The organism is Bordetella ansorpii, assembly GCF_900078705.1.
In the GTDB taxonomy this organism is placed as follows: Bacteria; Pseudomonadota; Gammaproteobacteria; order Burkholderiales; family Burkholderiaceae_B; genus Bordetella; species Bordetella ansorpii_A.
In genome coordinates this window covers 519,390-543,510 of record NZ_FKIF01000001.1, presented here as the reverse complement: position 1 = coordinate 543,510, position 24,121 = coordinate 519,390, and the positions used below count along the sequence as shown (strand labels likewise).

The 24,121-nt window shown below is 68.0% G+C and carries 20 protein-coding genes; 12 read left to right on the top strand and 8 right to left on the bottom strand.

The genetic code is table 11. The features are described from left to right. Positions 1 to 2: 2 nt before the first annotated feature. On the bottom strand, positions 3 to 632 hold the full coding sequence (locus A6745_RS02190; protein ID WP_066122992.1) for a TRAP transporter small permease subunit: 630 nt from the start codon (positions 630 to 632) through the stop codon (positions 3 to 5). Positions 633 to 728: 96 nt separating this feature from the next. Further along, positions 729 to 1,823: a TRAP transporter substrate-binding protein gene (locus A6745_RS02185; RefSeq protein ID WP_066122990.1), complete on the bottom strand. Its 1,095-nt coding sequence runs from the start codon at positions 1,821 to 1,823 to the stop codon at positions 729 to 731. A 265-nt stretch (positions 1,824 to 2,088) separates the two neighbouring features. Between A6745_RS02185 and A6745_RS02180 the strand changes: the two genes are divergently transcribed. The 4 genes from A6745_RS02180 to A6745_RS02165 all read left to right on the top strand — a co-directional run bounded on the left by A6745_RS02180 (position 2,089) and on the right by A6745_RS02165 (position 4,142). Further along, complete coding sequence (locus A6745_RS02180) at positions 2,089 to 2,820, top strand: hypothetical protein (RefSeq protein ID WP_066122988.1); 732 nt, start codon at positions 2,089 to 2,091, stop codon at positions 2,818 to 2,820. 90 nt (positions 2,821 to 2,910) lie between these two features. Then, a complete protein-coding gene (locus tag A6745_RS02175; protein WP_066122986.1) occupies positions 2,911 to 3,234 on the top strand; it encodes a DUF883 family protein in 324 nt (107 codons plus the stop codon). A 56-nt stretch (positions 3,235 to 3,290) separates the two neighbouring features. Continuing rightward, a complete protein-coding gene (locus A6745_RS02170) occupies positions 3,291 to 3,710 on the top strand; it encodes a phage holin family protein (protein ID WP_066122984.1) in 420 nt (139 codons plus the stop codon). Positions 3,711 to 3,713: 3 nt separating this feature from the next. Then, entirely contained in the window at positions 3,714 to 4,142 is a 429-nt protein-coding gene (locus tag A6745_RS02165) for a hypothetical protein (protein ID WP_066122982.1), read from the top strand. A 102-nt stretch (positions 4,143 to 4,244) separates the two neighbouring features. Here the strand turns inward: A6745_RS02165 and A6745_RS02160 are convergent, their stop codons facing one another. Further along, a complete protein-coding gene (locus tag A6745_RS02160; RefSeq protein ID WP_066122980.1) occupies positions 4,245 to 5,789 on the bottom strand; it encodes a UbiD family decarboxylase in 1,545 nt (514 codons plus the stop codon). Positions 5,790 to 5,876: 87 nt separating this feature from the next. Here A6745_RS02160 and A6745_RS02155 point away from each other — a divergent pair, with 87 nt between their 5' ends. Then, positions 5,877 to 6,728 carry a lytic transglycosylase domain-containing protein gene (locus A6745_RS02155; RefSeq protein WP_066122977.1) on the top strand — a complete coding sequence of 284 codons (852 nt, stop codon included), beginning with the start codon at positions 5,877 to 5,879 and terminating at the stop codon, positions 6,726 to 6,728. Between the two features lie 53 nt (positions 6,729 to 6,781). Here A6745_RS02155 and A6745_RS02150 read toward each other — a convergent pair whose 3' ends face one another. Further along, positions 6,782 to 7,936 carry a pyridoxal phosphate-dependent aminotransferase gene (locus tag A6745_RS02150; protein ID WP_066122974.1) on the bottom strand — a complete coding sequence of 385 codons (1,155 nt, stop codon included), beginning with the start codon at positions 7,934 to 7,936 and terminating at the stop codon, positions 6,782 to 6,784. Between the two features lie 33 nt (positions 7,937 to 7,969). On the opposite strand from A6745_RS02150, the gene A6745_RS02145 reads away from it, so the two are divergent. The 4 genes from A6745_RS02145 (at position 7,970) to A6745_RS02130 (ending at position 13,161) form a co-directional block, all read left to right on the top strand. Continuing rightward, positions 7,970 to 8,893, top strand: a complete 924-nt coding sequence (locus A6745_RS02145; RefSeq protein ID WP_066122972.1) for a hypothetical protein — start codon at positions 7,970 to 7,972, stop codon at positions 8,891 to 8,893. Positions 8,894 to 9,192: 299 nt separating this feature from the next. Then, a complete protein-coding gene (locus A6745_RS02140) occupies positions 9,193 to 11,481 on the top strand; it encodes an NADP-dependent malic enzyme (protein ID WP_066122969.1) in 2,289 nt (762 codons plus the stop codon). A 61-nt stretch (positions 11,482 to 11,542) separates the two neighbouring features. Then, a complete protein-coding gene (locus A6745_RS02135; protein ID WP_156513275.1) occupies positions 11,543 to 12,700 on the top strand; it encodes a patatin-like phospholipase family protein in 1,158 nt (385 codons plus the stop codon). Further along, positions 12,697 to 13,161: a barstar family protein gene (locus A6745_RS02130; protein WP_066122965.1), complete on the top strand. Its 465-nt coding sequence runs from the start codon at positions 12,697 to 12,699 to the stop codon at positions 13,159 to 13,161. The genes A6745_RS02135 and A6745_RS02130 overlap by 4 nt, the downstream gene beginning before the upstream one ends. Positions 13,162 to 13,307: 146 nt before the next feature. Here the strand turns inward: A6745_RS02130 and A6745_RS02125 are convergent, their stop codons facing one another. Continuing rightward, positions 13,308 to 14,039: a 16S rRNA (uracil(1498)-N(3))-methyltransferase gene (locus tag A6745_RS02125; protein ID WP_066122964.1), complete on the bottom strand. Its 732-nt coding sequence runs from the start codon at positions 14,037 to 14,039 to the stop codon at positions 13,308 to 13,310. A 288-nt stretch (positions 14,040 to 14,327) separates the two neighbouring features. On the opposite strand from A6745_RS02125, the gene tkt reads away from it, so the two are divergent. The 3 genes from tkt to A6745_RS02110 all read left to right on the top strand — a co-directional run bounded on the left by tkt (position 14,328) and on the right by A6745_RS02110 (position 19,272). Beyond that, on the top strand, positions 14,328 to 16,361 hold the full coding sequence (gene tkt, locus A6745_RS02120; protein WP_066122962.1) for a transketolase: 2,034 nt from the start codon (positions 14,328 to 14,330) through the stop codon (positions 16,359 to 16,361). A 19-nt stretch (positions 16,362 to 16,380) separates the two neighbouring features. Next, positions 16,381 to 17,391 carry a type I glyceraldehyde-3-phosphate dehydrogenase gene (gap, locus tag A6745_RS02115; protein WP_066122960.1) on the top strand — a complete coding sequence of 337 codons (1,011 nt, stop codon included), beginning with the start codon at positions 16,381 to 16,383 and terminating at the stop codon, positions 17,389 to 17,391. A 687-nt stretch (positions 17,392 to 18,078) separates the two neighbouring features. Beyond that, positions 18,079 to 19,272, top strand: coding sequence for a phosphoglycerate kinase (locus tag A6745_RS02110; RefSeq protein WP_066122958.1), 1,194 nt, complete (start codon positions 18,079 to 18,081; stop codon positions 19,270 to 19,272). A gap of 114 nt (positions 19,273 to 19,386) precedes the next feature. Here A6745_RS02110 and A6745_RS02105 read toward each other — a convergent pair whose 3' ends face one another. The 3 genes from A6745_RS02105 to A6745_RS02095 form a co-directional block, all read right to left on the bottom strand. Next, positions 19,387 to 20,514, bottom strand: coding sequence for a glycosyltransferase family 9 protein (locus A6745_RS02105; protein WP_066122957.1), 1,128 nt, complete (start codon positions 20,512 to 20,514; stop codon positions 19,387 to 19,389). Between the two features lie 343 nt (positions 20,515 to 20,857). Continuing rightward, entirely contained in the window at positions 20,858 to 21,229 is a 372-nt protein-coding gene (locus A6745_RS02100) for a DUF4148 domain-containing protein (protein ID WP_082852852.1), read from the bottom strand. A 265-nt stretch (positions 21,230 to 21,494) separates the two neighbouring features. Then, a complete protein-coding gene (locus A6745_RS02095; protein ID WP_066122955.1) occupies positions 21,495 to 24,110 on the bottom strand; it encodes a DUF3141 domain-containing protein in 2,616 nt (871 codons plus the stop codon). Positions 24,111 to 24,121 lie beyond the last annotated feature (11 nt).

The following is a 24,121-nucleotide window of genomic DNA, read 5'->3' as shown; positions in this document are numbered from 1 at the left end:
GGTCAGCGTCCTTTCCCTGCGCTTTCTGCGGTGGCGGCCTGGGCTTCGCGCGCGCGGGCCTCCTCGGCGATTTCCTGTGCCAGCGCCTCTTCGGCGGAGACGCCTTCGTCACGCGCGCCCGGATCGGCGCAGCGCCCCATCAGGAAGCCCACGCACTTGATCAGGTGCGACAGGCCGGCAAGCACCAGCAGGGCGAAGCCCACGGGGATCATCAGCTTGACGGGCCAGCGCACCAGCCCGCCGGGATTGGAGGACTGCTCGTTGGTGAGATACGAGTCCATGAACATCGGCCACGATAGCCAGAGGATCAGCAGGCATGCCGGCATCAGGAAGAAGACGACGCCGAAGATCTCGATGTAGAGCTGGGTGCGGCGTGGCAGGCGCGAGGCCAGCACGTCCACGCGGACGTGTTCGTTGCGCAGCAGCGTATAGCCGGCCGCCAGCAGGAACAGCGCGCCGAACAGATACCACTGCAGTTCCAGCCACGCGTTGGAACTGGTGTTGAAGACTTTTCTTACGACGGCATTGCCGGCGCTGACGAGCACGACGATCAAGGTCAGCCACGTCACCGCGCGGCCCACCGCCGTGTTGATCGCGTCGATCAAACGGGAGAGGGCGAGCAGGGCATTCATGATGCGATCCAGTCCGTGACACGGACGAGGGGGTGGGGAAGGAGCCAGGAAGGCGCGTGCCGCCACGGGGTGGCGGCACGCTGCGGCGATGCTTTCTTACTTGCCGCGGCCGATCGTGCCCATGTAGCTGTCGTAGCTGCCTTCGGCGACACGGAACCACGGCAGTTCGTTGTCGCGGAAGGCGCGCATGCTTTCGTAGACCTTCTTGAACATCGGGCTCTTGCCGCTCAGTTCGTCATAGAGCTTGACCGACTCGGCATAGCAGGCGTCCAGCACCGGCTTGGGGAAGGACTTGAGCTGCGCGCCGCCGGCGATCAGCCTGCGCAGCGCCGCCGGGTTTTCGGCGTCGTACTTGGCGATCATGTCGTTGGTGGCGGCGGCGCAGGCCTGCGCCAGCACGGCCTGGTAGTGCTTGGGAAGCTTGTTGTAGGCTTCCTGGTTGACGTAGAGCGACACCTGGAGCGTGCCCTCCCACCAGCCGGGGTAGTAGTAGTGGGGCGCCACTTTGTTGAAGCCCAGCTTCTCGTCGTCGTACGGGCCGATCCATTCGGCCGCATCGATCGTGCCCTTTTCCAGGGCGGGGTAGATGTCGCCGCCGGCGATCTGCTGCGGCACCACGCCCAGGCGCGACAGGACGGCGCCGGCGAAGGCGCTGACGCGGAACTTCAGCCCCTTGAGGTCGTCGGCCGACTTGATCTCCTTGCGGAACCAGCCACCCATCTGCGTGCCGGTGTAGCCGCAGGGGAAGTTGACGATGTTGTAGCTCTTGAACACCTCGCGCATCAGCGACAGCCCTTCGCCGTGCCGCATCCAGGCGTTCATCTGGCGCGTGTTCAGGCCGAAGGGCACCGCGGCGTCGAAGCTCAGGACGGGGTCTTTGCCGTAGTAATAGTAGGACGCGCTGTGGCCGGCCTCGACCGTGCCGTTCTGCACGCCATCGAGGACCTGCAGCGCGGGGACGATCTCACCGGCGGGAAAGGTGCGGATGGTGAACTTGCCGTTGGTCGCCTCGGAGACGTACTTGCCCACGCTTTCCCCGCCCGAGTAGATGGCGTCGGCGCTGCGCGGGAAGCTGGACGCCAGTCGCCACGCGATGGCCGGCGTATCCTGGGCAATGGCCGGCGCGGCGAGGGTGGCGCCGCCCGCTGCGGCTCCGAGGGTGGCTTTCTTGAGGAACGAACGGCGCTGCATGATGGCAAGTCTCCTGGGTTGGCTCGGGTAAGCCCGTTTGAGTATCGACGTGTTTGGTGGACACTGCGCCGGCATTCAGGGTGGCGAAGGACGGCTATTTTGTTGTGGCCTGGAATATATAGAGAAACGCGCTCGCAGCGAACCGAGTAAAAACCCTTGTTTCCGGTCAATACGGGAATGCCCCGCACGATTCTTGCGGTGTAGTATCGGAACAGCCGTCCACCACATGGGTGCGTCTATATATTGCAGGAGCGGTTTTGTGGCGATGAAAAAGGGTTTGCATTCTTTCCTGCCGGTGGCCGCCGCGCTGGCCGCGGTATCCGGCGCCGCGCAGGCTGGCGTGTGCGATGCGCCGTTCATGCGCGACGGCGGGCAGGTGCAACTGACCGGCAAGGGCAATATCGCGCTGGGCGCCGACCTGGCCTTTGCCGAGGTCGCCAGGCAAAGCGGCAACCAGTGCCGCGCGCGCATCACCGGCACGGCATCGTTCGGCTACGCGGGCCTGCCGCCCGGCAAGTCCAAGCTGGATTACCTGATGACGGTCAGGAACGGCCAGGCCACGTTCGTGCGCTACGACAAGGCCGGCGGACAGCCGCAGGAAGAGGGCCAGTTCGACCTGCGCATGCTCGGCCTGTTCGCCTACGCTAGCGTCACGGGCGAGGGCCAGCGCCTGCCGGGCGCCAATTACCGGCTGAACATCGGCCGCGACGCTCCGGTGGGGGGGCGTCCCAGCACCACCGTGCGCATCGGCGAGAAGCGCGTGGGCAAGCGCCAGAACCTGGATACCCCGGTGGGCCGCTATTCGTGCTGGCCCATCACCTATACGCGCGACACCGATCCGACCATGGCCACCTTCAAGGGCCTGACCCTGCCGATTCCGGGCTTGAACACCACCGTCACCGACTGGTTCTGCCCGAAGGTCGACATGGTGATGCGCCAGGATATCGAGCAGCCGGGCAACGTGAAATCCACGGTCGAGATTACGCAAATGAAGTAGCGGTTGCATGCCGTAGCAAGACTGTCCCTGCTTTTGCGCGGGTCGCTGGTATGATCGACCTGCCCTTTGACTCTTACCGAGGAGCCCAGCATGAATTCGAGAAGATCCGACGAAGTCGCTAAAGAGAAAGAAAAGCTGATCGACAGCGTGAAGACCAGCCTGAACGACGCCGAGAATCTGCTGCGCGAAGCCGCCGGCACCACCGGCGACAAGGCCGCCGAACTGCGCGACCGCGCCATGGTTTCGCTCAAGCGCACCCGTGAAGCGCTGTACGACGCGCAAGACGCCGTGCTGGAACGGGGCCGCCGCGCGGCGCGCGCCACCGATGACTACGTGCACGACAATCCCTGGCAAGCCATTTCCATCGCGGGCGTGACCGGCCTGCTGATTGGCTTGCTGATCAGCCGCCGCTGAGCCGGCCTGGATGCACGGCCGGTTGCGCCGGCCGCGTGTCCGCCCCGGGTCCCTACATGAATCTGCGTAGATCCGTCATCGGCGTGGCGTCCAGTCTGGTCGGACTGCTGCGCACGCGCCTCGAATTGTTCGGCCTCGAAGCGGCCGAGGAAAAGTCGCGCCTGGTCAAGCTTCTGGTCATGGCCTTCGGCGCCTTGCTGTTCCTGACGCTCGCGGTGCTGGTGGTCACCATCGCCATCGCCGTGGCCGTATGGCCCACCGAGCAGCGCTACATGGCGCTGGGTTGCCTGGCCGGCGTCTACGCCCTGATCGGCGTGGGGCTGCTGATGACCGTGCGCCGCCTGCTGGTGCATGACCCTTCGCCTTTCGCGGCCACGCTCGATGCGTTGCAGCAGGACGTGGCGATGCTCGAGCGCGTGCGGGTCGACGACGATGATTACGACGCGCCCGGCCACGGCCGCGCGCAGGAGCGCTGAGCCATGGCCCGCATCACTCCCGCCGTCGAACGCCAGGTGCGCATCGAGATGCTGCGCGCCCGTGCGGCCCTCGAACGAGAAACCCTGGCCCAGCGCCTCATTGAAACCGGCCATGACCTGGCGCCGTCCAATCTCATCCGCGGCCTGCTGCCTTCCAGCCTGGCGGGCCTGGTGAGCGGCGGCGGCGCCAAGACCGGCGCGTCCATGCTCTGGCAGGCCGTGTCGCTGGCCCGGCGCTATCCCATCGTCAGTTCCACGCTGTCGTCGGTCCTGCTGGGCGGCGGCAAGCGCCGTGGCCTGCTGAAGGTGGCCGGCGCCGGCCTGGCCGGCTGGCAGCTGTTCAAGGCTTGGCGCGCCTCGAAGCAGGATGACGAGGCCGGCCAGGCCCACGCTCCCGCCGCCGCGCGGCACCCCGCGCGGCACGCCAAGTAAAAAAGCCGCTCGATCCGAACCGCCCCCCCCCGAGCACCGGCCTTCGGGGGCGGTGCCGAGAAAGGGCTTCTTTACCCGCGCCGTGACGGCTGCCGGTGTTGCCTACAGCCCCAGGTCGCCCCACATCGCGTCCACGCGTTTCTTCACGTCGTCGTCCATGCGGATCGGCGTACCCCATTCGCGGTCGGTTTCACCGGGCCACTTGTTGGTGGCGTCCAGGCCCATCTTGCCGCCCAACCCCGACACGGGCGAAGCGAAATCGAGGTAGTCGATGGGCGTGCGGTCCACCAGCACCGTGTCGCGCACCGGGTCCATGCGGGTGGTCATGGCCCAGACCACTTCCTTCCAGTCGCGTGGATCGATGTCCTCGTCCACCACCACGATGAACTTGGTGTACATGAACTGGCGCAGGATGCTCCACAGTCCGAACATCACGCGCTTGGCATGGCCCGCGTACTGCTTGCGGATCGACACCACCGCCAGGCGGTAGCTGCAGCCTTCGGGCGGCAGGTAGAAGTCGACGATCTCGGGCAACTGGCGGCGCAGCAGCGGCACGAACACTTCGTTCAGCGCCACGCCCAGCACGGCGGGCTCGTCCGGCGGCTTGCCGGTGTAGGTGGAGTGGTAGACGGGGTTGCGCCGCATGGTGATGCGCTCCACCGTGAACACCGGGAACCAGTCCTGCTCGTTGTAGTAGCCGGTGTGGTCGCCGTAGGGACCTTCCAGCGCCATCTCGTAGCCGGTGTCGGGCGGCGGATTCACGCCGTCGGGCACGGTGGGCGCCCCCGCGCGCGGATCGCCGGCGGGCAGCAGATGGCCTTCCAGCACGATCTCGGCCCAGGCCGGCACCGACAGTTCGCTGCCCAGCGCCTGGGCCACCTCTGTGCGCGAACCGCGCAGCAGGCCGGCGAACTGGTATTCGGACAGCGTGTCGGGCACGGGCGTGACGGCGCCCAGGATGGTGGCCGGATCGGCGCCCAGCGCCACCGCCACCGGGAAGGGCGTGCCGGGATGCGCCTGCGCGTGGTCGCGGAAGTCGAGCGCGCCGCCGCGATGCGAGAGCCAGCGCATGATCAGCTTGTTGCGCGCGATGGGCTGTTGGCGATAGATGCCCAGGTTCTGGCGGCGCGCATTGGGGCCGCGCGTGATCACCAGTCCCCAGGCCAGCAGCGGGGCCACGTCGCCGGGCCAGCAGGTCTGGATGGGCAGGCGCGACAGGTCGACGTCGTTGCCTTCCCAGACGATTTCCTGCGAGGCCGGGCTGCGCACGCGCTTGGGCGCCATGTCCCACAGCGCGGCTTTCAGCATGGATACCTTGGCGAAGGCGTCGCGCAGGCCGCGCGGCGGTTCGGGCTCGCGCAGCGAAGCCAGCAGTTCACCGGTCTCGCGCAGCGCGCCGACGTCCTCGGCGCCCATGCCCCAGGCCACGCGGCGCGGCGTGCCGAACAGGTTGGCCAGCACCGGCATGCCGGCCGGCGCCTCGCCGTGCCGTGCGTTCTCGAACAGCAGCGCGGGGCCGCCGGCGCGCAGCACGCGGTCGGCGATCTCGGTCATTTCGAGCTTCGTGGAAACGGGCGCGGCGATGCGCTTGAGTTCGCCACGGCGGTCGAGCTGGTCGATGAAATCTCGGAGGTCTCGGTACTTCACTGCGGGGGCCCCGGTAATTTGGTTACATATGTGTCTATGATGAGAGGTTAACATCCACCTCTTCACTTCTTTACGCAGGAGGTCGTCATGCCCGATGCGTCAGTGGCCGCCGTCCGCCGGCTGGCCCAAGGAGTGCACCGCCAACTGGCCGAATGGCTGCGCATCTGCTCTGTATATCTGGGCATCGCGGTCATCGTCACGGTCAGCATGGGATTCGCGTTGCCCGGTCTTCGAGACCAGGCATTGCAGGTGCACAAAGCCTTGCTGACCGCCCTGGCTCCTACATCCGCGCAGATCGCTCTGGAGTCTGACCTGAACCCCGAAACGGGGCTCGAAGCCGCAACCGCCGTCGCCATGGCGGTACCCGCCGCGCCCGCCAGCAACGCCACCGGCCTGCTGGGCCCGCTGGGCAGCGACAAAACCGCCGCGGGCAAGTCCGCGGCCGCCAAGCGCAACGCCCCGGCCGGCACGTCCGGCGCCCAGGTGGAAGCGTTGCGCAACTATATCTCGCGCAAGTACAAGGTGGCGTACGACGCGACCGGTGTGCTGGTGAATACGGCGTATCGCGTCGGCCGCGAGCAGCGCATCGATCCGCTGCTGCTGCTGGCCGTGATCGCCATCGAATCGCGCTACAACCCCTTCGCCGAAAGCGCGGTGGGCGCGCAGGGCCTGATGCAGGTCATGACGCGCGTGCACCAGGACAAGTTCGACGCCCTGGCCGATGCCGGCCGCAAGGGCACCGCGCTGGATCCGGTGGCCAACATCCATGTCGGCACCACGATCCTGCGCGACTGTATCGATCGCCGCGGCTCGGTGTCCGCCGGCCTGGCGTGCTATGTCGGCGCGTCCGGCCTGGATGACAACGGCTACGGCGCCAAGGTGCAGGCCGAGCGCCGCCGCCTGGCGCTGGCCTCGGGCATCGCGCTGGCGCGCGATTGATACAGGGCCGCTTGCCGTCCTCTGCCTGAATCGTTGCCCATCGGGCGTGTGCCCTACAGCACGCGCCCGATGCGCGCGACCGCCTCCCGCAGGCGATCGAGCCCGGTGGCGTACGAGAACCGCATCGTGTGCGCGCCGTGCGCCGGGCCGAAGTCCACCCCGGGCACCGCGGCCACGCCGGCCTCGTGCAACAGGCGCTTCGAGAACGCGGTGCTGTCCACGCCCAGCGTGCTCAGGTCGGCGTAGATATAGAACGCGCCGTCCGGGCGCACGGGCACCGGCAGGCCCATCCGCTCGAATTCGGGCAGCAGGTAGTCGCGCCGCTGGCGGAAGGCCTCGCGGCGCTGTTCGTAGATCTTCAGCGTGGCCGGCGCGAAGCAGGCCAGGGCGGCATGCTGCGCCAGCGTGGGTGCGCAGATCGCCAGGCTGGCCGCCATTTTCTCGACCGTGTCGGCGATGGCCTGCGGCACGATCATCCAGCCCAGGCGCCAGCCGGTCATGTGGAAGTACTTCGAGAAGCTGTTGATGACGATGACGTCGTCGTCGAGGGTCAGCGCGGAGCGCGGCTGGCCCTCGTAGGACAGGCCCAGGTAGATTTCGTCGACGATGGCGTAGCCGTTGCGCTCGCGCACCGCGGCCAGCAGCTCGGCCAGTTCCGCCGGCGCGATGGAGGTGCCGGTGGGGTTGCTGGGCGAGGCCACCAGCACGCCCTGCGTGGCCGGGCCCCAATGCGCGCGCACGTCCGCGGCCGACAACTGGAAGCGCCCGGCCGCGCTGCTGGGAATCAGCCGTGGACGGCCGCCCGCGGACAGCACGAAATTGCTGTTGGCGGGATACGAGGGATCGGGCATCAGCACTTCGGCGCCCGGGTTGACCAGCGCGGCGCAGGCCAGGGCCAGCGCGCCCGAGGCGCCCGCCGTGACGATGACGCGCGAGGGATGTACCGCCGCGCCGAACTCGCTTGCGTAGAATGCGGCGATGGCCTCGCGCAGCGGCATCAATCCGGCCGGCGCGGTGTAGCCGCTGTGTCCCGACGCCGCGGCGCGCTGCAGGGCTTCCACCACTTGGGGCGGGGCGGTGAAATCCGGCTCGCCGATGCCCAGGCTGACGATGTCGCGTCCGGCGGCCATCAGGGCCTGGGCTTCTTTGAACAACTCGACGACGTGGAACGTCAGGAAGTCTTGGGTGCGTGAGGCGAGGCGTGGCATGGAAGGGTTCTCGGCGAAAAAAGGATTGTAGTCATGCAGTCATCGCGGCGCGCGTTCCTGCTTGGACGACGGCCGGTCCGCACGGCCTGGGACGAACTGCGCGCGCGGCTGTCGCGCGTGGCGCGGGGCGCGTTGCAGGACACCGGCCCGCGCCGGGCGCACCTGACGGCGCGCGATGCGGCCGACGTGCGCCAGGCCCGCGCGCTGTGCGCCGAATACGGGGCGGTGCTCGCGCTGGCGGGCACGCCACCGGCCCTGCGCGCCGAACACGAGGCCGATCCGCCGTTGCTGGTGGTGGATCCTTCCGGACTGAATGTCCTGGCTCAGGCTGGACCGGGCTGGCGTGCCGGCCCCGGCTGCCTGGCGGGGGATCTGGCGCAGGCCGGCCTGACCCAATTCGCCGGCGCACCGCCGGACCAGACGCTGGCGCTGTGGCTGGCCCGGCAGGGCGCCTGGCCCATCGGCCAGACCGCCGCCAGCGGCGTGCGCGAGCTGGACGTGCTGCTGGCCGACGGCAGCGCCGAAACCCTGGGGCCGTTCGGCCAGGACGACCTGCGGCCGTTGCGCACGGCCACGGCGCAACGGCTGATTCCGGCGCTGTTCCATTTGGCGGGCCAGGCGGATGCGGCGACCTGCCTGGCGGCGGCGCAGTGGCCTGGCCGCTACAGGCTGGATGCCTTGAGGCCCAGGGATCCCCATGGCGTCAATCTGGCGCATCTGCTGCTGGGCCATGGAGGCACGCTGGGATGGGTCGAGGGGGCCATGCTCGTGCCCGCGGTCGGGATGGCCTTGTCACGGGCTGCGGCGTCGGCCTCTGAATCGGCCGGGATGGGGGCCTCGGCCGAAGGGGGCGCCGTGGCGGGCGAGGAGGCCTCTCTGCGGTCATCGGCCGCGCGGCGGCTCGATATCCGCATCGGCCAATGCTTCGATCCCGCGGGCCTGTATGGCGGGTCCTGAGGGGCGCCGCCCGCGAGGTCCCGCCTGGATGGGGCAGCGTGAGTGGCGCAAGACGCGCTGGGCGAGGGCGGTTGCGCCGCGGTGCATTGCAACATCGCAAGCCTCGTCAAAGGCGAGAGTAAGATAGCGCGAGATTCCCGCGCGCCCACATCCAGGGCGCGCCTCTTCCCGTGCCGGCCTGGCGGATCCTGGCGCCGGCCTTGCGGATCCCCGCGGCTGCCGGCCCTCGCCGCGCGCGGACACGAGGCAAGAGTCGCCGCATTGCTCCCTTCAACCTTGTCGGACATCGCCAGCCCCACATGGATGCCAACTTTCGCAAGGCCGCTCTCGAATACCACGAGCACGGCCGCCCGGGAAAGATCTCGGTCACACCCACCAAGCAACTCTCCAACCAGCGCGACCTGGCGCTGGCCTACTCGCCCGGCGTGGCGGCGGCCTGTGAAGAGATCGTCGACGATGCGGCCAACGTATTCCGCTACACCGGCCGGGGCAACCTGGTGGGCGTGATCACCAATGGCACGGCGGTGCTGGGCCTGGGCAACATCGGGGCGCTGGCGTCCAAGCCGGTGATGGAAGGCAAGGCGGTGCTGTTCAAGAAGTTCGCCGGCATCGACGTGTTCGACATCGAGATCAACGAGACGGATCCGGACAAGCTGGTCGACATCATCGCGGGCCTGGAGCCCACGTTCGGCGGCATCAACCTGGAAGACATCAAGGCGCCGGAGTGCTTCACGGTCGAGCGCAAGCTGCGCGAGCGCATGAGGATCCCGGTCTTTCACGACGACCAGCACGGCACGGCCATCACGGTCAGTGCGGCGTTCATCAACGGCCTGAAGGTCGTGGGCAAGGACATCGGGCAGGTCAAGGTGGTCACCTCGGGCGCGGGCGCGGCGGCGCTGGCCTGCCTGGACCTGATGGTGGACCTGGGCCTGCCGCTGGAGAACATCTGGGTGACGGACATCGAGGGCGTGGTCTACGAAGGCCGCACGACGCTGATGGACCCGGACAAGGCGCGCTACGCCAAGCCCACCGGGGCGCGCAAGCTGGCGGAAGTGATTGCCGGCGCGGACGTGTTCCTGGGCCTGTCGGCGGGCGGGGTGCTCAAGCCGGAAATGGTGGCCACGATGGCCGCCAACCCCCTGATCCTGGCGCTGGCCAACCCGACGCCGGAGATCCTGCCGGAAGTGGCGCACGCGGTGCGCGACGACGTGGTGATGGCCACGGGCCGTTCGGACTATCCGAACCAGGTCAACAACGTGCTGTGCTTTCCGTACATCTTCCGTGGCGCGCTGGACGTGGGCGCGACCACCATCACGCGCGAGATGGAGATGGCGGCGGTGCTCGCCATCGCCAAGCTGGCGCAGGAAGAGCAGAACGAAGTGGTGGCGGCCGCCTACGGCACCTACGACATCTCGTTCGGCCGCGATTACCTGATTCCCAAGCCGTTCGACCCGCGCCTGATCGTGCGCATCGCGCCGGCGGTGGCCAAGGCGGCCATGGACGGCGGCGTGGCCACGCGCCCGCTGGCCGACCTGGATGCCTACGTCGAACAGCTGCAGCAGTTCGTGTATCACTCCGGCGCGTTCATGAAGCCGCTGTTCGGCGCGGCCAAGCGCATGGTGCGCGAGGGCGCCAAGTCGCGCATCGTGTTCACCGAGGGCGAGGACGAGCGCGTGCTGCGCGCCGTGCAGGCCGTGGTGGACGAAGGCCTGGCCCGGCCCATCCTGGTGGGCCGGCCCGCCGTGCTCTCCGCGCGCATCGAGAAGTACGGCCTGCGCCTGCAGTTGGGCAAGGACGTGGAAGTCACCAACCCCGAGTACGACGAGCGCTTCCACCAGTACTGGACGACGTACTGGGAGCTGATGTGCCGCCGCGGCATCACCAAGGAAATGGCGCGCGTGGAAATGCGCCGCCGCCTGACGCTGATCGGCGCGATGATGGTGCGCGTGGGCGACGCCGACGGCATGATCTGCGGCGCGGTGGGCGCATACCATGATCACCTGCGCTTCATCGACGAAGTGATCGGCAAGCGTCCGGGCGCCAAGACCTACGCCGCCATGAACATCCTGCTGCTGGACGAGCGCACGGTGGCGCTGGTGGACACGCACGTCAACGACGACCCGACCGCCGAACAGATCGCGGAATTCACCGTGGCCGCCGCCGAGGAAATGCGCCGCCTGAACCTGGCGCCCAAGGTGGCGCTGCTGTCGCGCTCGAATTTCGGCACCGGCAACTGGGCGTCCGGCGCCAAGATGCGCGAAGTGCTCGAACGCGTGCGCGATACCGCGCCCGAACTGGAGATCGACGGCGAGATGCACGGCGACTGCGCGCTGGACGAGGCGCTGCGCATGCGCCTGCTGCCGTCGTCCACGCTCAAGGGCGAGGCCAATCTGCTGGTCTGCCCGAACGTGGACTCGGGCAACATCGCGTACAACCTGCTGAAGACCGCCGCGGGCGGCAACGTGGCCGTGGGCCCGTTCCTGCTGGGCGCCAACGCGCCGGTCAGCATCCTGACATCCAGCGCCACGGTGCGCCGCATCATCAACATGACCGCGTTGTCGGTGGTGGATGCGAATACCCCGCGTTGAGTCCACGGGGCCCGGGCAGCCGGCCCTGAACCGGCCGCGGGTCCGGCCAACCGGACTGGTGCTGACGGGCGGCGGCGCGCGTGCCGCCTACCAGGTCGGCGTGCTGGCCGCAGTGCTCGAGATCCTCGATCCCGATGGCCGCGCCGGCTTCGTCAACCCTTTCCCCATCATCTGCGGCACCTCGGCCGGCGCCATCAACGCCGCGGCGCTGGCCTGCCGCGCCCATACCCCGCATCGGGCGGTGGCCCGCATGCGCAAGCTGTGGGAATCGCTGCAGACCTCGATGGTCTACCGTGCCGATGCGTCCAGCCTGGCGCGCACCGGCGTGCGCTGGCTGGGGCTGCTGTCGCTGGGCTGGATGCTGGCGGGCAGGAACGACAAGCGTCCGCGTTCGCTGCTGGACAACTCGCCGCTGGCCGAATTGCTGGCGCGCACGGTCAATTTCCACCGCTTGCAGGCCAACCTGTCGCATGGCTTCGTGTCGGCGCTGGCCGTCACGGCCTCCGGCTATACCAGCGGCGAGCACCTGACCTTCTACCAGGCGGGCCGGCCCATCGATCCCTGGCACCGCTTCCTGCGCCGCGCGGTGCCCACGCCGATCACGGTCGATCATCTGCTGGCCTCGTCGGCCATTCCGTTCGTGTTCCCGGCGCGCGCCGTGCGGGTGCAGGGCCAGGTGGAGTGGTGCGGCGACGGCTCGATGCGGCAACTGGCGCCCATCAGCCCGGCCATCCACCTGGGCGCCGACCGGGTGCTGGTCGTCGGCACCGGCTACCGCGACGACACCCATCCCGAGGAACGCCATCAAGACCCGCCCTATCCCTCGCTGGCGCAGGTGGCGGGCCATGCCATGTCCAGCATCTTCCTGGACAGCCTGGCGGTGGACGTCGAGCGCCTGGAGCGCACCAACGCGCTGCTCGAGCATGCCGACCTGCCCGAGGGCGCGGCCACCCGGCGCGTGGACGTCCTGACGCTGACGCCCAGCCGCTCGCTGGACCAACTGGCGTTGGAGCACCTGCAGGACCTTCCGTCCGAGGCCCGTACCCTTTTTCGCGTACTCGGTGTATCGTCCGACCCGGACCGCCCGGGGGGCGGTGCTCTCATGTCGTATCTGCTGTTCGAAGCCGGATACACACGGCGATTGATCGAACTGGGTTATGCCGATACGATGCGGCGTATTGATGAAGTCACCAGGTTTTTCCAGGAGGCCCGGGCATGACGCGTAACGGCCAAGCAACGCTGCAGCGCCAGTTGAAACGTGGCGGCGCCATCGACCATGATGGCGGCGAGAAGCAGGCCATGGTCGATGCAACGCAAGAACTCGGCATGACCTTGATGGTGGCTGACTGCGACCGTGCCCGCAGCCGCTCCGCCGTGTTGCGCGCCGTGGCCAAGGCCGTGGATTTCCCTGAGTATTTCGGCGGCAATCTCGATGCCCTGTATGACTGCCTGTGCGACACCGTGCTCGACCACAAGGAAGGCGTGGTGCTGTGGCTGTACCGGCTGCATTCGGGCGATCCCGCGTTGATGGAAGACGCCGCCAGCATCGAGGGCGTATGCGCCGACGCCGCGCAGTTCGCCACCGAGAACGGTCGCGTGTTCTGCTACGTGGTCGAACATGCCGGCCGCCATCCCGACCCCGAACCGGGGATTGCCGCCGCGCCTTACGGCGAGGCTTGAACCGGCGGGCGCCGCGCGTCTATCGGCCGCGCGCCTTTCTCTTGTTTCCAGTCATTGCGGACGCCCTGTAAGGGACGCCCTGTAAGGGACGGCGTGCGGGAACGGCGCCGTCCGCCAGGGACGCTCCGCCTGCGCCGAACCGCGGCTCACCAGTCGAGCAAGGCGCTGGCAGCGGCCATCAAGGCCAGGCCGGCGGTTTCCGTGCGCAGCACGCGCGGGCCGAATCGCACCGCCGTCGTGCCGGCCTGCCGGGCGGCCTGCAACTCCGTATCCGACCAGCCGCCTTCCGGGCCCACCAGCAAGCTGATGCGCCGGGGCGCGGGGTCCTGCGCCAGCACCTGCGCCAGCGACAGTTCGGCTTCGGGATGGCACAGCAGGCGCGGGCCCTGAGGCGCTTCACGCAGCCACTGCGCCAGCGTGCAGGGCGCGTCGACCTGCATCAGCCGGTTTCGGCCGCATTGTTCGGCGGCCGACTGGGCAATGCGGCGCCAGTGCGCCAGGCGCTTGTCGGCGCGGGCGCCGGACAACTGCACCACGCTGCGCTGCGCGCTGATCGGCGCCACGCGCACGGCGCCCAGCTCCACGGCCTTTTCGACCACCCAATCCATCTTGTCGCCGCTGGGCAGGCCCTGCACCAGCGTGATCGCGCCGGCCAGTTCGGCCTCGTGCGCGCGGTGTTCTCCCAATTGGGCGTGCACCGCGCGGCCTTGCACCTTCAGCACGGCGGGGTATTCGCCGCCCTGGCCGTCGAACAGCACGATGTCCTGGCCGTCGCGCACCCGCAGCACGCGCACGGCGTGGTGGGCCAGCGCCTCGGGCAGGGGCAGCAGGGCGCCGGAAACCAGCGGCAGTTCGCAATAGAAGCGGGGCAGGGACATCGGGCAAAGGGGTGGGGGTGGGCCAGTGGCGGCTAGCCTACCATTTTGCCGCGGGGCGGTTGTGCCCGAGGGCGAGCGCGGGCTCGCCCAACAGGCCCCGCCAGGGGCGGTCTGCGGCCTGTCCGCGGCCCGGCGGGGCCGGCCCCGGCCGGGTGTTAAAATCTTGAGTTTTCCAGGCCCGCGCCTGGCGCAATCCAGGGCCGCAATGCCGTGCGTCCCGCGGCCGCGCCGGCCGTGGCGCCGGCGCCCGCCGCGGCGTCCAACCGCTTCGATCCAAGAGCCCGCCGAATGAGCCTCTCCGCTGCCCCCAACCCCTTGGCCAACGCCCTGCGCGTGCTTGCAATGGATGCCGTGCAGCAAGCCAACTCCGGGCACCCCGGGGCCCCCATGGGCATGGCCGAGATCGCCCAGGCGCTGTGGACGCGCAACCTGCGCCACAATCCGGCCGATCCCGCCTGGGCCAACCGCGACCGCTTCGTGCTGTCCAACGGCCACGGATCGATGCTGATCTACGCGCTGCTGCACCTGACCGGCTACGACCTGCCGATCGAAGAGATCAAGCAGTTCCGCCAACTGCATTCCAAGACGCCGGGCCATCCCGAAGTGGGCATCACCCCGGGGGTCGAAACCACCACTGGCCCATTGGGCCAGGGCCTGTCCAACGCCGTCGGCATGGCATTGGCCGAAGCCCTGCTGGCCGCCGAATTCAACAAGCCCGGCCACACCATCGTCGACCACCACACCTACGCGTTCGTGGGCGACGGCTGCCTGATGGAAGGCGTCTCGCACGAGGCCTGCTCGCTGGCCGGCACGCTGAAGCTGTCCAAGCTGGTCGTGCTGTACGACGACAACGGCATCTCCATCGACGGCCACGTCGAGCACTGGTTCGCCGACGACACCGCCAAGCGTTTCGAAAGCTATGGCTGGAACGTCGTGCGCGGCGTGGACGGCCATGACGTCGACGCGGTCGACGCCGCCATCAAGCAGGCGCGCGCGCAATCGGCCAAGCCCACGCTGGTGGTCTGCCGCACCGTCATCGGCAAGGGTTCGCCCAACAAGGCCGGCACGCACGACGTGCACGGCGCTCCGCTGGGCAAGGACGAAATCGCCGCCACGCGCGCCGCGCTGGGCTGGACCGGCGAGCCCTTCGCCATCCCGCAGGACGTCTACGACGGCTGGAACGCCCGCGAATACGGCGCCCAGTCGCAGGCCGACTGGAACGCGGCCTTCGCCGCCTACGCGGCCGCATTCCCCGCCGAGGCCGCCGAGTTCACGCGCCGCATGAAGGGCGACCTGCCCGAGGGCTTCGCCGACAAGCTGCAGGCCTACGTGGCCAGCACCGTCGAGAAGGCCGAGACCGTCGCCTCCCGCAAGGCCTCGCAGTTCGCCATCACCGCGCTGGTCGACACGCTGCCCGAAATGCTGGGCGGCTCGGCCGACCTGACCGGCTCCAACTTCACCGACTGGAAGGGCGTGGCCGCGGTGCGCGCCGGCGAAGGCGGCATCAAGTTCGGCCGTCACATCAACTACGGCGTGCGCGAATTCGGCATGGCCGCCGTCATGAACGGCGTGGCCCTGCACGGCGGCTACCTGCCCTTCGGCGGCACGTTCCTCACGTTCTCCGACTACTCGCGCAATGCCATCCGCATGGCGGCGCTGATGAAGCAGCGCGTGGTGCACGTGTTCACCCACGACTCCATCGGCCTGGGCGAAGACGGTCCCACGCACCAATCGATCGAGCACGCGTCCAGCCTGCGCCTGATTCCCAACCTGTCGCTCTGGCGTCCTTGCGACACCACCGAAACCGCCGTGGCCTGGGGCCACGCCGTCAGCCGCCCCGCCAGCATCGGCATGGACGTCCGCGAAGGCGGCCCGTCGGCGCTGCTGCTGTCGCGCCAGAACCTGCCGTTCGTGCCGCGCGATGCCGACACCGTCCGCGCCATCGCCCGCGGCGGCTACGTGCTGCGCGATGCAGAGGGTGCGCGCGCCGTCATCATCGCCACCGGTTCCGAAGTCGGCCTGGCGCTGGACGCCCAGGCGCAATTGGCCAAGGAAGGCATCGCCGTGCGCGTGGTCTCCATGCCCAGCACCGACGTCTTCGACCAGCAGGATGCCGCCTGGAAGGCTTCCGTGCTGCCCAAGGGCCTGCCGCGCGTCGCGGTCGAGGCCGGCGTCACCGCCTTCTGGCACAAGTACGTGGGCCTGGAGGGCGCCGTGGTCGGCATCGACCGCTACGGCGAGTCGGCGCCGGCCGGTGCGCTGTTCAAATTCTTCGGGCTGACCGCCGACAAGGTGGCCGAGACCGTCAAGCAGGTTTTGTGATAAACGAGGAGCATCAGCCATGACCATTCGCGTAGCCATCAACGGATACGGCCGCATCGGCCGCAACGTCCTGCGTGCCCACTATGAAGGCGGCAAGAAGCACGACATCGAGATCGTCGCCATCAACGACCTGGGCGATCCCAAGACCAACGCGCACCTGACGCGTTTCGACACCGCCCACGGCAAGTTCCCGGGCACCGTCGAAGTCGACGGCGACTACATGGTCGTCAACGGCGACCGCATCCGCGTGCTGGCCAACCGCAACCCGGCCGAGCTGCCCTGGGGCGAGCTGAAGGTCGACGTGGTGCTCGAGTGCACCGGCTTCTTCACCACCAAGGAAAAGGCCGGCGCCCACCTGAAGGGTGGCGCCAGGAAGGTCGTGATCTCGGCCCCGGGCGGCAAGGACGTCGACGCCACCGTCGTGTACGGCGTCAACCACAATGTGCTGAAGTCGACGGACACCGTCATCTCCAACGCCTCGTGCACCACCAACTGCCTGGCCCCGCTGGTCAAGCCGCTGAACGACAAGCTGGGCGTCGAGTCCGGCCTGATGACCACCGTTCACGCCTACACCAACGACCAGGTGCTGACCGACGTCTACCACGAAGACCTGCGCCGCGCCCGTTCGGCCACGCAAAGCATGATCCCCACCAAGACCGGCGCCGCCGCCGCGGTGGGCCTGGTGCTGCCCGAACTGAACGGCAAGCTGGACGGGTTCGCCATCCGCGTTCCGACCATCAACGTCTCGATCGTCGACCTGTCGTTCATCGCCAGCCGCGACACCACCGTCGAAGAAGTCAACGCGATCCTGAAGGCCGCCTCGGAAGGCGAACTGAAGGGCATTCTCGACTACAACACCGACCCCCTGGTCTCGGTGGACTTCAACCACAACCCGGCTTCCAGCACCTTCGACTCGACCCTGACCAAGGTGTCCGGCCGCCTGGTGAAGGTCTCGTCGTGGTACGACAACGAGTGGGGCTTCTCGAACCGCATGCTCGACACCACCGTTGCACTGATGTCGGCCAAGTAATCTTTTGCCGCCGGGCCGCCCCAAGGTAAAAAAGCCCCCTCGGGGGCAGCAAGCCGAAGGCGCGGCGTGGGGGCTTATTTACTTGGATTCGATTTAGGGCAGGTCCGTTCTCCGCTTCATGCGGGAGGGGGGCTGCCCTTTCGTTTAAGTGTTTTTTGCGCATGTCTGGCGGTGTCGTTCTTGCCGCTGTCGGTCGCGATGGCACGGCATTCTCTGTTCTTGAGGCGTCCCCGGGCCTTGCCGGTGGGCCGCACCGGCCAAGCCGGTCGGCTCGGGCGCGCCACCAGGTGCCCTCGGCCGCTGCGCGGCTTCCCTCCCTCCAATTGGCCGGTGCGGCCCACTGGCAAGGCCCGGGGACTCACGACAGCGGCATGCCGTGACCGCGGAGCATGCCGGGATCGTCGGTATGGCGATGGCCTGTGGCTGTAGTGGGGCCGGTGTATTTAGGCAATTGCAGTCTGTGTCTGTCCTCAGGGCTCGTGACGACTTGGCCGGCGCGAGCCCTGAGGACGGACACAGACGTCTCAAGAACTCAAATCATCGATACCCCCCGCAAGCGCACGTTAAGAACCCAAACACTCGATCACAAGAACAGACCCTCATCCCCCGGCAACTGCGGAAGAATGTGGGTCAGCAAGAAAAGCGCGGAAGCGCGCCCGGATTTCAAATAACTAGAGAGAATCGTCTATGTCCAAAGTCAATACGCTGTCCGCGCTGGCGAAGGCCGGCCAACTGTCCGGCAAGCGCGTGTTCATCCGCGCCGATCTGAACGTGCCGTTCGATGACGCCGGCAACATCACCGAAGACACGCGTATCCGCGCGTCCGTGCCCGGCATTCGCCTGGCGCTGGATGCCGGCGCGGCCGTCATGGTCACCTCGCACCTGGGCCGTCCCACCGAGGGCACCCTGGGCAAGGAGGATTCGCTGGCCTCCGTGGCCGAGCGCCTGGCGCAAGTGCTGGGCTCGCCCGTGAAGCTGGTGCAGGACTGGGTCGACGGCGTCGAGGTTGCGCCCGGCCAGGTCGTGCTGCTGGAAAACTGCCGCGTCAACGTCGGCGAGAAGAAGAACGACGAAGCCCTGTCGCGCAAGATGGCCGCCCTGTGCGACGTCTATGTCAATGATGCGTTCGGCACCGCGCACCGCGCCGAAGCCACCACCCACGGCATTGCGCGCTTCGCGCCCGTGGCGTGCGCCGGCCCGCTGCTGGAAGCCGAGCTGGATGCGCTGGGCCGCGCCCTGAACGAACCCAAGCGTCCGCTGGTGGCCATCGTCGGCGGCTCCAAGGTGTCGACCAAGCTGTCGATCCTGCAATCGCTGGCCGGCAAGGTCGACCAATTGGTGGTGGGCGGCGGCATTGCCAACACCTTCATGCTGGCCGCCGGCCTGCCCATCGGCAAGTCGCTGGCCGAACCCGACCAGATCGAACAGGCCCGCGCGGTGATCGACCTGATGGCCAAGCGCGGCGCGGCCGTGCCGATTCCGGTGGACGTCGTGTGCGCCAAGGCCTTCGGCGCCGATGCCGAAGCCACCACCAAGGCGGCTGCCGACGTGGCCGGCGACGACATGATTCTGGATATCGGTCCGAAGACCGCCGCCCAACTGGCCGAGGTGCTGAAGCAGGCCGGCACCATCGTGTGGAACGGCCCGGTGGGCGTGTTCGAATTCGACCAGTTCGCCAACGGCACGGAAATCGTGGCGCGCGCCATCGCCGACGCGCCGGGCTTCTCGATCGCCGGCGGTGGCGACACCCTGGCCGCCATCGCCAAATATGGCATCGGCGAGCAGGTCGGCTACATCTCGACCGGCGGCGGTGCTTTCCTTGAGTTCCTGGAGGGCAAGACCCTGCCCGCCGTGCAGGTGCTGCAGGAGCGCGCGGCGTAGCGCGCTGGCGCTGCGGGTAGCGCCAGGCCGCAAGGAGCGGCCTTCGGCAACTGGCCCGTGCGCGCGGGGGCGGGGGCTGCGGTCGGGGAGCGGCGCTCCCTTGCCGCCGGGGGATCAGGCCTGGGCCTGGGAGGGCATCAGCTCCTGTACGGCTTGCAGCGCGCTGTGCACCTCCAGGTTCCAGACGATGCGCGTGTCGTCGTAGGCGGGGATGAAGGCCTTGGAGCGCTGCGAACGCGCCATGGCGACGATGGGCACCTGCATGGCGGCCGCGATGTGCATCGGGCCCGAATCGGGCGTGATGATCGAGCTGGCCTGGCCCAGCATCGCCGCGAATTCACGCAGCGGACGGGGCGGGCAGAGCCGGCCGTGCGAGAGGGTGGCCACCGTCTGTTCCAGAGCGGGCACGATGGCGGATTCTTCCGGCCCCACGAACACGACGAAAGGGTGGCGCAGGTGATTCAGGCCGCGGCACAGCTCGGTCCAGAAATCGGCGGGGCAGACCTTGTCGGCATGTCCGCCGACGAACAGCGCCACGAACGGAGCGAGGTGGCCCTGGCGTGAAGGGACGCCCAGCGATTCGAGCGTGGCGATGGCGCGGGCCTCTTCTTCCGGACTGAATACCAGTTGCGGCCGTGGCAGGCAGGCGACGCCCAGCGCCTTCGAGAACACGGAAGCCGTGTCATAGGCGTGGTTCACGTCCTCGCGGATGTTGACGTCGTACCAACACGCCGAGCCGCGGGGCTTGCCGATGACATAACGGGCGCCGACCAGCCTGGAGATGACCAGTCCCGTCAGCGAACCGTCTTCCAGCTGCACCGCCAGGTCGTAGCGGCTGGCGCGCAGCGTGCGCGCCAGGCTGACCAGTCGCCAGGGACGGGAGATGGCCGAGCGCGACAGCGTGGACACCTTGCCCACGGGCAGGTTGCGGAACAGCCCCGCCGTCTTGTCGGTGGCCAGGAAATCGATCGTCGCGCCCGGATACTTCCGTTGCAGCGGATCGATGATGGCGGTGCTGAGCACTGCGTTGCCGATCCGGTAGTTGGGGCGGATGACGATGATCCGCCTGATGTCGCCCAATGCCGCGACCGTCTGTTCATCCGGGCCAGGCTTGCCCTTGGAAAGGATGCTCAGCAGCTTGTTCTTGGCGGTGCGTTCGGCGTGCCGGGCGGCACGCTTGAGGGCACCCTTGGCGGCCAGCGCGCGACTGCGCAGCCCGTTCGAGGCGCTGTGGATGACCATAGGCGAGCCTGAGTCTTCGACGAAAATGAAAACAGGGGAGGGTCGCCCTGGGACGGCAATCCTGCAGTTTGCCGCGGCGCGAGGCCGCAGGCTGGATTCCGCAATCGCGGAAACCTGGAGTTTCCCCAATTTCTATTACAGAAAATCGAAAACTTCAAGGCTCTTACACTTTACTTTCAGTGCTGAAAATAGCGGCGCTGCCGGGGGGCAGGCAAAAAAATGCCTGGCCCTCATGGAAAGGGCCAGGCATCGCAAGTCCGTACCCGCCGCGGCGTCGTGTCCGGCGGGTACGTCGGGGGTCCAGCGGTGAAACGGTCCCGGCGAAGGGAAGGGATCGCCGGTCTTATTCGGCGGCCAGCATGTCGTTGCGGGCGGCGGTGGACTGCGCCACGAACGGCGTGTCATTCGGTTCGACATTCGACGTCATGCCGACGACCGGTGCCCGGGCGTCGGCGCGGCTCAACTGGGTCGAGGCGGCGTCCGAATAGGCGGCCTGGAAAGGCAGGTCGTTGGGTTCGACGTTGGCGACCAGGCCATTGGTCCTGGCTTGGGCCAGGTCTGCCTCGACTTGGGCACGGCTGAGGCTGCCGGCGTCGTGCTGGGCGCCGTAGACGCCTTGGAAGGGCGTGTCGTTGGGTTCGACGTTCGAACCCGCAAAAGCGCTGGCGCTCATCAGGCCGGCGGACATCATCAGGGCAGCGGCAAGGGTCTTCATGATTACATCTCCTGGTATTCGGTCGAGGGAGCGAAACCGGCGGAGGATTCCGTCGTGGTTGGTTTTGTTTCGCGGTGAAGACATAGTGCGCCTCTGCGAACCTAGGATAAACCCTTGAATGGGAAAATATCTTTCCACCAGTGGTGGAGTGGGTGGGAAATTTTCCAGATTGCGTATTTATTTGTGGATAATGTAGCCAGTAGTAAAGCAAACGCCCCGCACCGGACCGGGCCGATGCGGGGCGTTTGGCGGGAGTGCCCGGAAATCAGGCCTTGGCGCGGGATGCGCCGCGAGCGCGAGGCGTCCTCGTGGCGGTCTTGGCAGCGGTCTTGGCGGCGGGCGGGCGGGCCGTGGCGCGAGTCCTGGCGCTCGCCGTCTTCCCGGGCGCCGCCTTTGCCGCGGTCTTCCTGCTGGCGGTCGCCGTCTTCGCCGCGGGTGCCTGGGGGGCGGCGGGCGCGGCCGCCGCACGCTTGGCGGCCGCCTTGCGAGGCGCGCTGGCACGTTTGCGCGGCGCGGCGGGCGCCGTTTCCTCGTCGATGCCTTGCAACGGCAGGGTGGCGGACGCCTGGGCCACGGCCTTGGATTCCGCGGCGGGCGCCGTCCTGGCCGGCAGCATTTCGGCCGCCTGGGCGTCGTCGTCGTGGGCCTTGGCGGCCGCGCCATTGCCGCGTTTGCGGTCGTCTCCGGCGCGGCGGGCCGCGTCCTCGAACAACTGCTCCATCTCGCGCAGGCTTTCCTGCGCACGCGCATTGAGCGGCTGCGCGGCCTCGAGCACTTCCTTCATGTCGGCCAGGGCGTTGCGGATTTCCTCGGCGCTGGAGCCTTGCAGCAGCGTCGGCATGGCGTGCAGCGCCGCCTTGGCGTCCAGGCGCATCACCATGGCTTGGTCGCGCACCACGTCCTTGAACTGCTGCAGCGACAGGATGTGGTCTTTCTCGGCGCGCATGCGGCGGATGCCGGCGAAGCTGCGCTCGTCGATGCCGCCCTCGGCACTGGTCACGTACAGCAGCATGCGGATGGCCGCTTCGCGCAGCCCGCCGACAGGCACCAGCGAACGCAGCTCCGCGTTCCGGTTGGCCATGAAGTCACGGTGCTCGGGCGATACGCCCGGATGGCGGCGCGGCGACTCGCGGCGCTCCTTGGCGCCCAGGCCCGCCCAGTCCTGCACCAGCGGCGAGCCGTAGATGTTCATGAACAGCGCTTCCTGGGCCCAGTCGCGTATTTCCTGGTACATGTCCAGGCTGGTCTCGATGGCCTTGGACACCATCTGCTGGGCCATCAGGAAGGGATTGTCGGGCGCGACCTGCTGGCGGTTCTCGCGCACCTGCTCGGCGATCTGCGCCACGGGCGCCACCAGCGGGTTGCGGTCGGAAATCATCTCGTACGGCAGGCGCAGGGGATGCATGCGCTGCATCCATTCGGCGGATTGGGGCGTGACCGTGGCATGCACCCAGGGCTGCACGAAGGTGCGGTACAGGCCCAGGTTGATGTCGGAGATGCGCGCCACCGCGGCGAAGCGGCGGTCGTCTTCCGGTTGCGGTTTCACGATGGCCAGCACGTCGTCCATGCGGCGGCCCTCGAACGACAGCACGTAGTCGCCCTGCACGAGATCCGCGTTGATGGTTTCGGGCGTCTTGTCGACGATCTCGGCTTCGTAGAGGCCCGGGGGCAGCACGTCGATCATGTCGATGTTGCTGGTGAATTCCTGGTGTTCCTTGCGGGCCACGCTGCCCGATACGAAGATGCCCAGGTGGCCGATGCTTTCATGCACGGCGTACACGATGGTCTGGCCGTGCGCGCGCACTTCCTGGTCGTTCTGGTACAGGTCGGGGATCCAGCCCAGCGCCTGTGGCGGCGGGGTGATGTTGTCGCCTCGCGAGCAGAACACGATGATCGGCGAGCGGATGTTGCGCAGGTCGATGCGGATGCCGTCGGACGTGACCAGGCCGCCGGTGGCCAGGCGGTTGCCCACGAACAGGTTGTCGACGATGTACTGGATTTCAGGGCCGTTCAGGTAGACGTGGCCGCCCCACCATTTCTCGAAGCCCAGGTAGCGGGAGGCCTCGGTATCGACCTTTTCGTACAGGTTGTACTGCTTGCTCCACAGCGTGTTGGCGGGATGCAGGTTCTCGAAGTTCTGCACCAGCCAGGCGCCGTCGAACTTGCCCGCGCCCAGGTCGCTGGTCATCGCGGTGAGCCAACTGCCGCCCAGCAGCCCGCCGGCGTAGCGCATGGGATTCATGCCGCGCCAGCCCGCCCAGTACGACAGCGGGGCGCCGGCGATGACGATGGGGCCGAACAGTTCGGGCCGCATGGCGGCGGTCATCATGATCTGCCAGCCGGCCTGGCAGTTGCCCACGGCGACCGGCTTGCCTTCGGCTTCGGGATGGCGCGCGATGATCTCTTCCATGAAGCGGGCCTCGGCGCGCATCACGTCCTCGACCGTTTGCGTGGGCATGGGGTGCGGCAGGAAGCTGGCGAAATAGCAGGGGTGGCCCGCGCGCACGGCCACGCCGATCTCGCTTTCGGGCTTGAAGCCGCCGATGCCGGGGCCGTGGCCGGCCCGCGGGTCGACCACCAGGAAGGGACGCTTGCGCGGATCGGCCTCGGTGCCCTCGGGCGGCACGATGCGCAGCAGGCCATAGTTGACCGGGCGTTCGAGTTCCCGGCCGTCCATGATCAGTTCGGACTTCATGCTCAGCACGTTGGGCGCGCGCTTGGCAATGTGCCGGTGGTACTGGTTGCCGCGCTGGCGCATGACGTCGGTGTACAGCACGCCGCGTTGCCAGGCGTCCACCGAGTATTCGTACGCGGCGGTCCAGGGGTTGTTGGGCAGGTTGTGGAACAGCTTGTTGAACTGATCGGCGGCGGATGCTGCCATGGCCATCTCCT

What these genes read in the sequence shown, in the direction of transcription:
- A6745_RS02095 (WP_066122955.1), bottom strand. Translation starts at nt 24,110, where the DNA reads ATGGCAGCATCCGCCGCCGATCAGTTCAACAAGCTGTTCCACAACCTG.
- A6745_RS02125 (WP_066122964.1), bottom strand. Translation starts at nt 14,039, where the DNA reads ATGTCCCTGCCCCGCTTCTATTGCGAACTGCCGCTGGTTTCCGGCGCC.
- A6745_RS02170 (WP_066122984.1), top strand. Translation starts at nt 3,291, where the DNA reads ATGAATCTGCGTAGATCCGTCATCGGCGTGGCGTCCAGTCTGGTCGGA.
- A6745_RS02150 (WP_066122974.1), bottom strand. Translation starts at nt 7,936, where the DNA reads ATGCCACGCCTCGCCTCACGCACCCAAGACTTCCTGACGTTCCACGTC.
- A6745_RS02105 (WP_066122957.1), bottom strand. Translation starts at nt 20,514, where the DNA reads ATGGTCATCCACAGCGCCTCGAACGGGCTGCGCAGTCGCGCGCTGGCC.
- A6745_RS02155 (WP_066122977.1), top strand. Translation starts at nt 5,877, where the DNA reads ATGCCCGATGCGTCAGTGGCCGCCGTCCGCCGGCTGGCCCAAGGAGTG.
- A6745_RS02185 (WP_066122990.1), bottom strand. Translation starts at nt 1,823, where the DNA reads ATGCAGCGCCGTTCGTTCCTCAAGAAAGCCACCCTCGGAGCCGCAGCG.
- A6745_RS02175 (WP_066122986.1), top strand. Translation starts at nt 2,911, where the DNA reads ATGAATTCGAGAAGATCCGACGAAGTCGCTAAAGAGAAAGAAAAGCTG.
- A6745_RS02145 (WP_066122972.1), top strand. Translation starts at nt 7,970, where the DNA reads ATGCAGTCATCGCGGCGCGCGTTCCTGCTTGGACGACGGCCGGTCCGC.
- A6745_RS02180 (WP_066122988.1), top strand. Translation starts at nt 2,089, where the DNA reads ATGAAAAAGGGTTTGCATTCTTTCCTGCCGGTGGCCGCCGCGCTGGCC.
- A6745_RS02190 (WP_066122992.1), bottom strand. Translation starts at nt 632, where the DNA reads ATGAATGCCCTGCTCGCCCTCTCCCGTTTGATCGACGCGATCAACACG.
- tkt (WP_066122962.1), top strand. Translation starts at nt 14,328, where the DNA reads ATGAGCCTCTCCGCTGCCCCCAACCCCTTGGCCAACGCCCTGCGCGTG.
- A6745_RS02100 (WP_082852852.1), bottom strand. Translation starts at nt 21,229, where the DNA reads ATGAAGACCCTTGCCGCTGCCCTGATGATGTCCGCCGGCCTGATGAGC.
- A6745_RS02140 (WP_066122969.1), top strand. Translation starts at nt 9,193, where the DNA reads ATGGATGCCAACTTTCGCAAGGCCGCTCTCGAATACCACGAGCACGGC.
- A6745_RS02110 (WP_066122958.1), top strand. Translation starts at nt 18,079, where the DNA reads ATGTCCAAAGTCAATACGCTGTCCGCGCTGGCGAAGGCCGGCCAACTG.
- A6745_RS02165 (WP_066122982.1), top strand. Translation starts at nt 3,714, where the DNA reads ATGGCCCGCATCACTCCCGCCGTCGAACGCCAGGTGCGCATCGAGATG.
- gap (WP_066122960.1), top strand. Translation starts at nt 16,381, where the DNA reads ATGACCATTCGCGTAGCCATCAACGGATACGGCCGCATCGGCCGCAAC.
- A6745_RS02130 (WP_066122965.1), top strand. Translation starts at nt 12,697, where the DNA reads ATGACGCGTAACGGCCAAGCAACGCTGCAGCGCCAGTTGAAACGTGGC.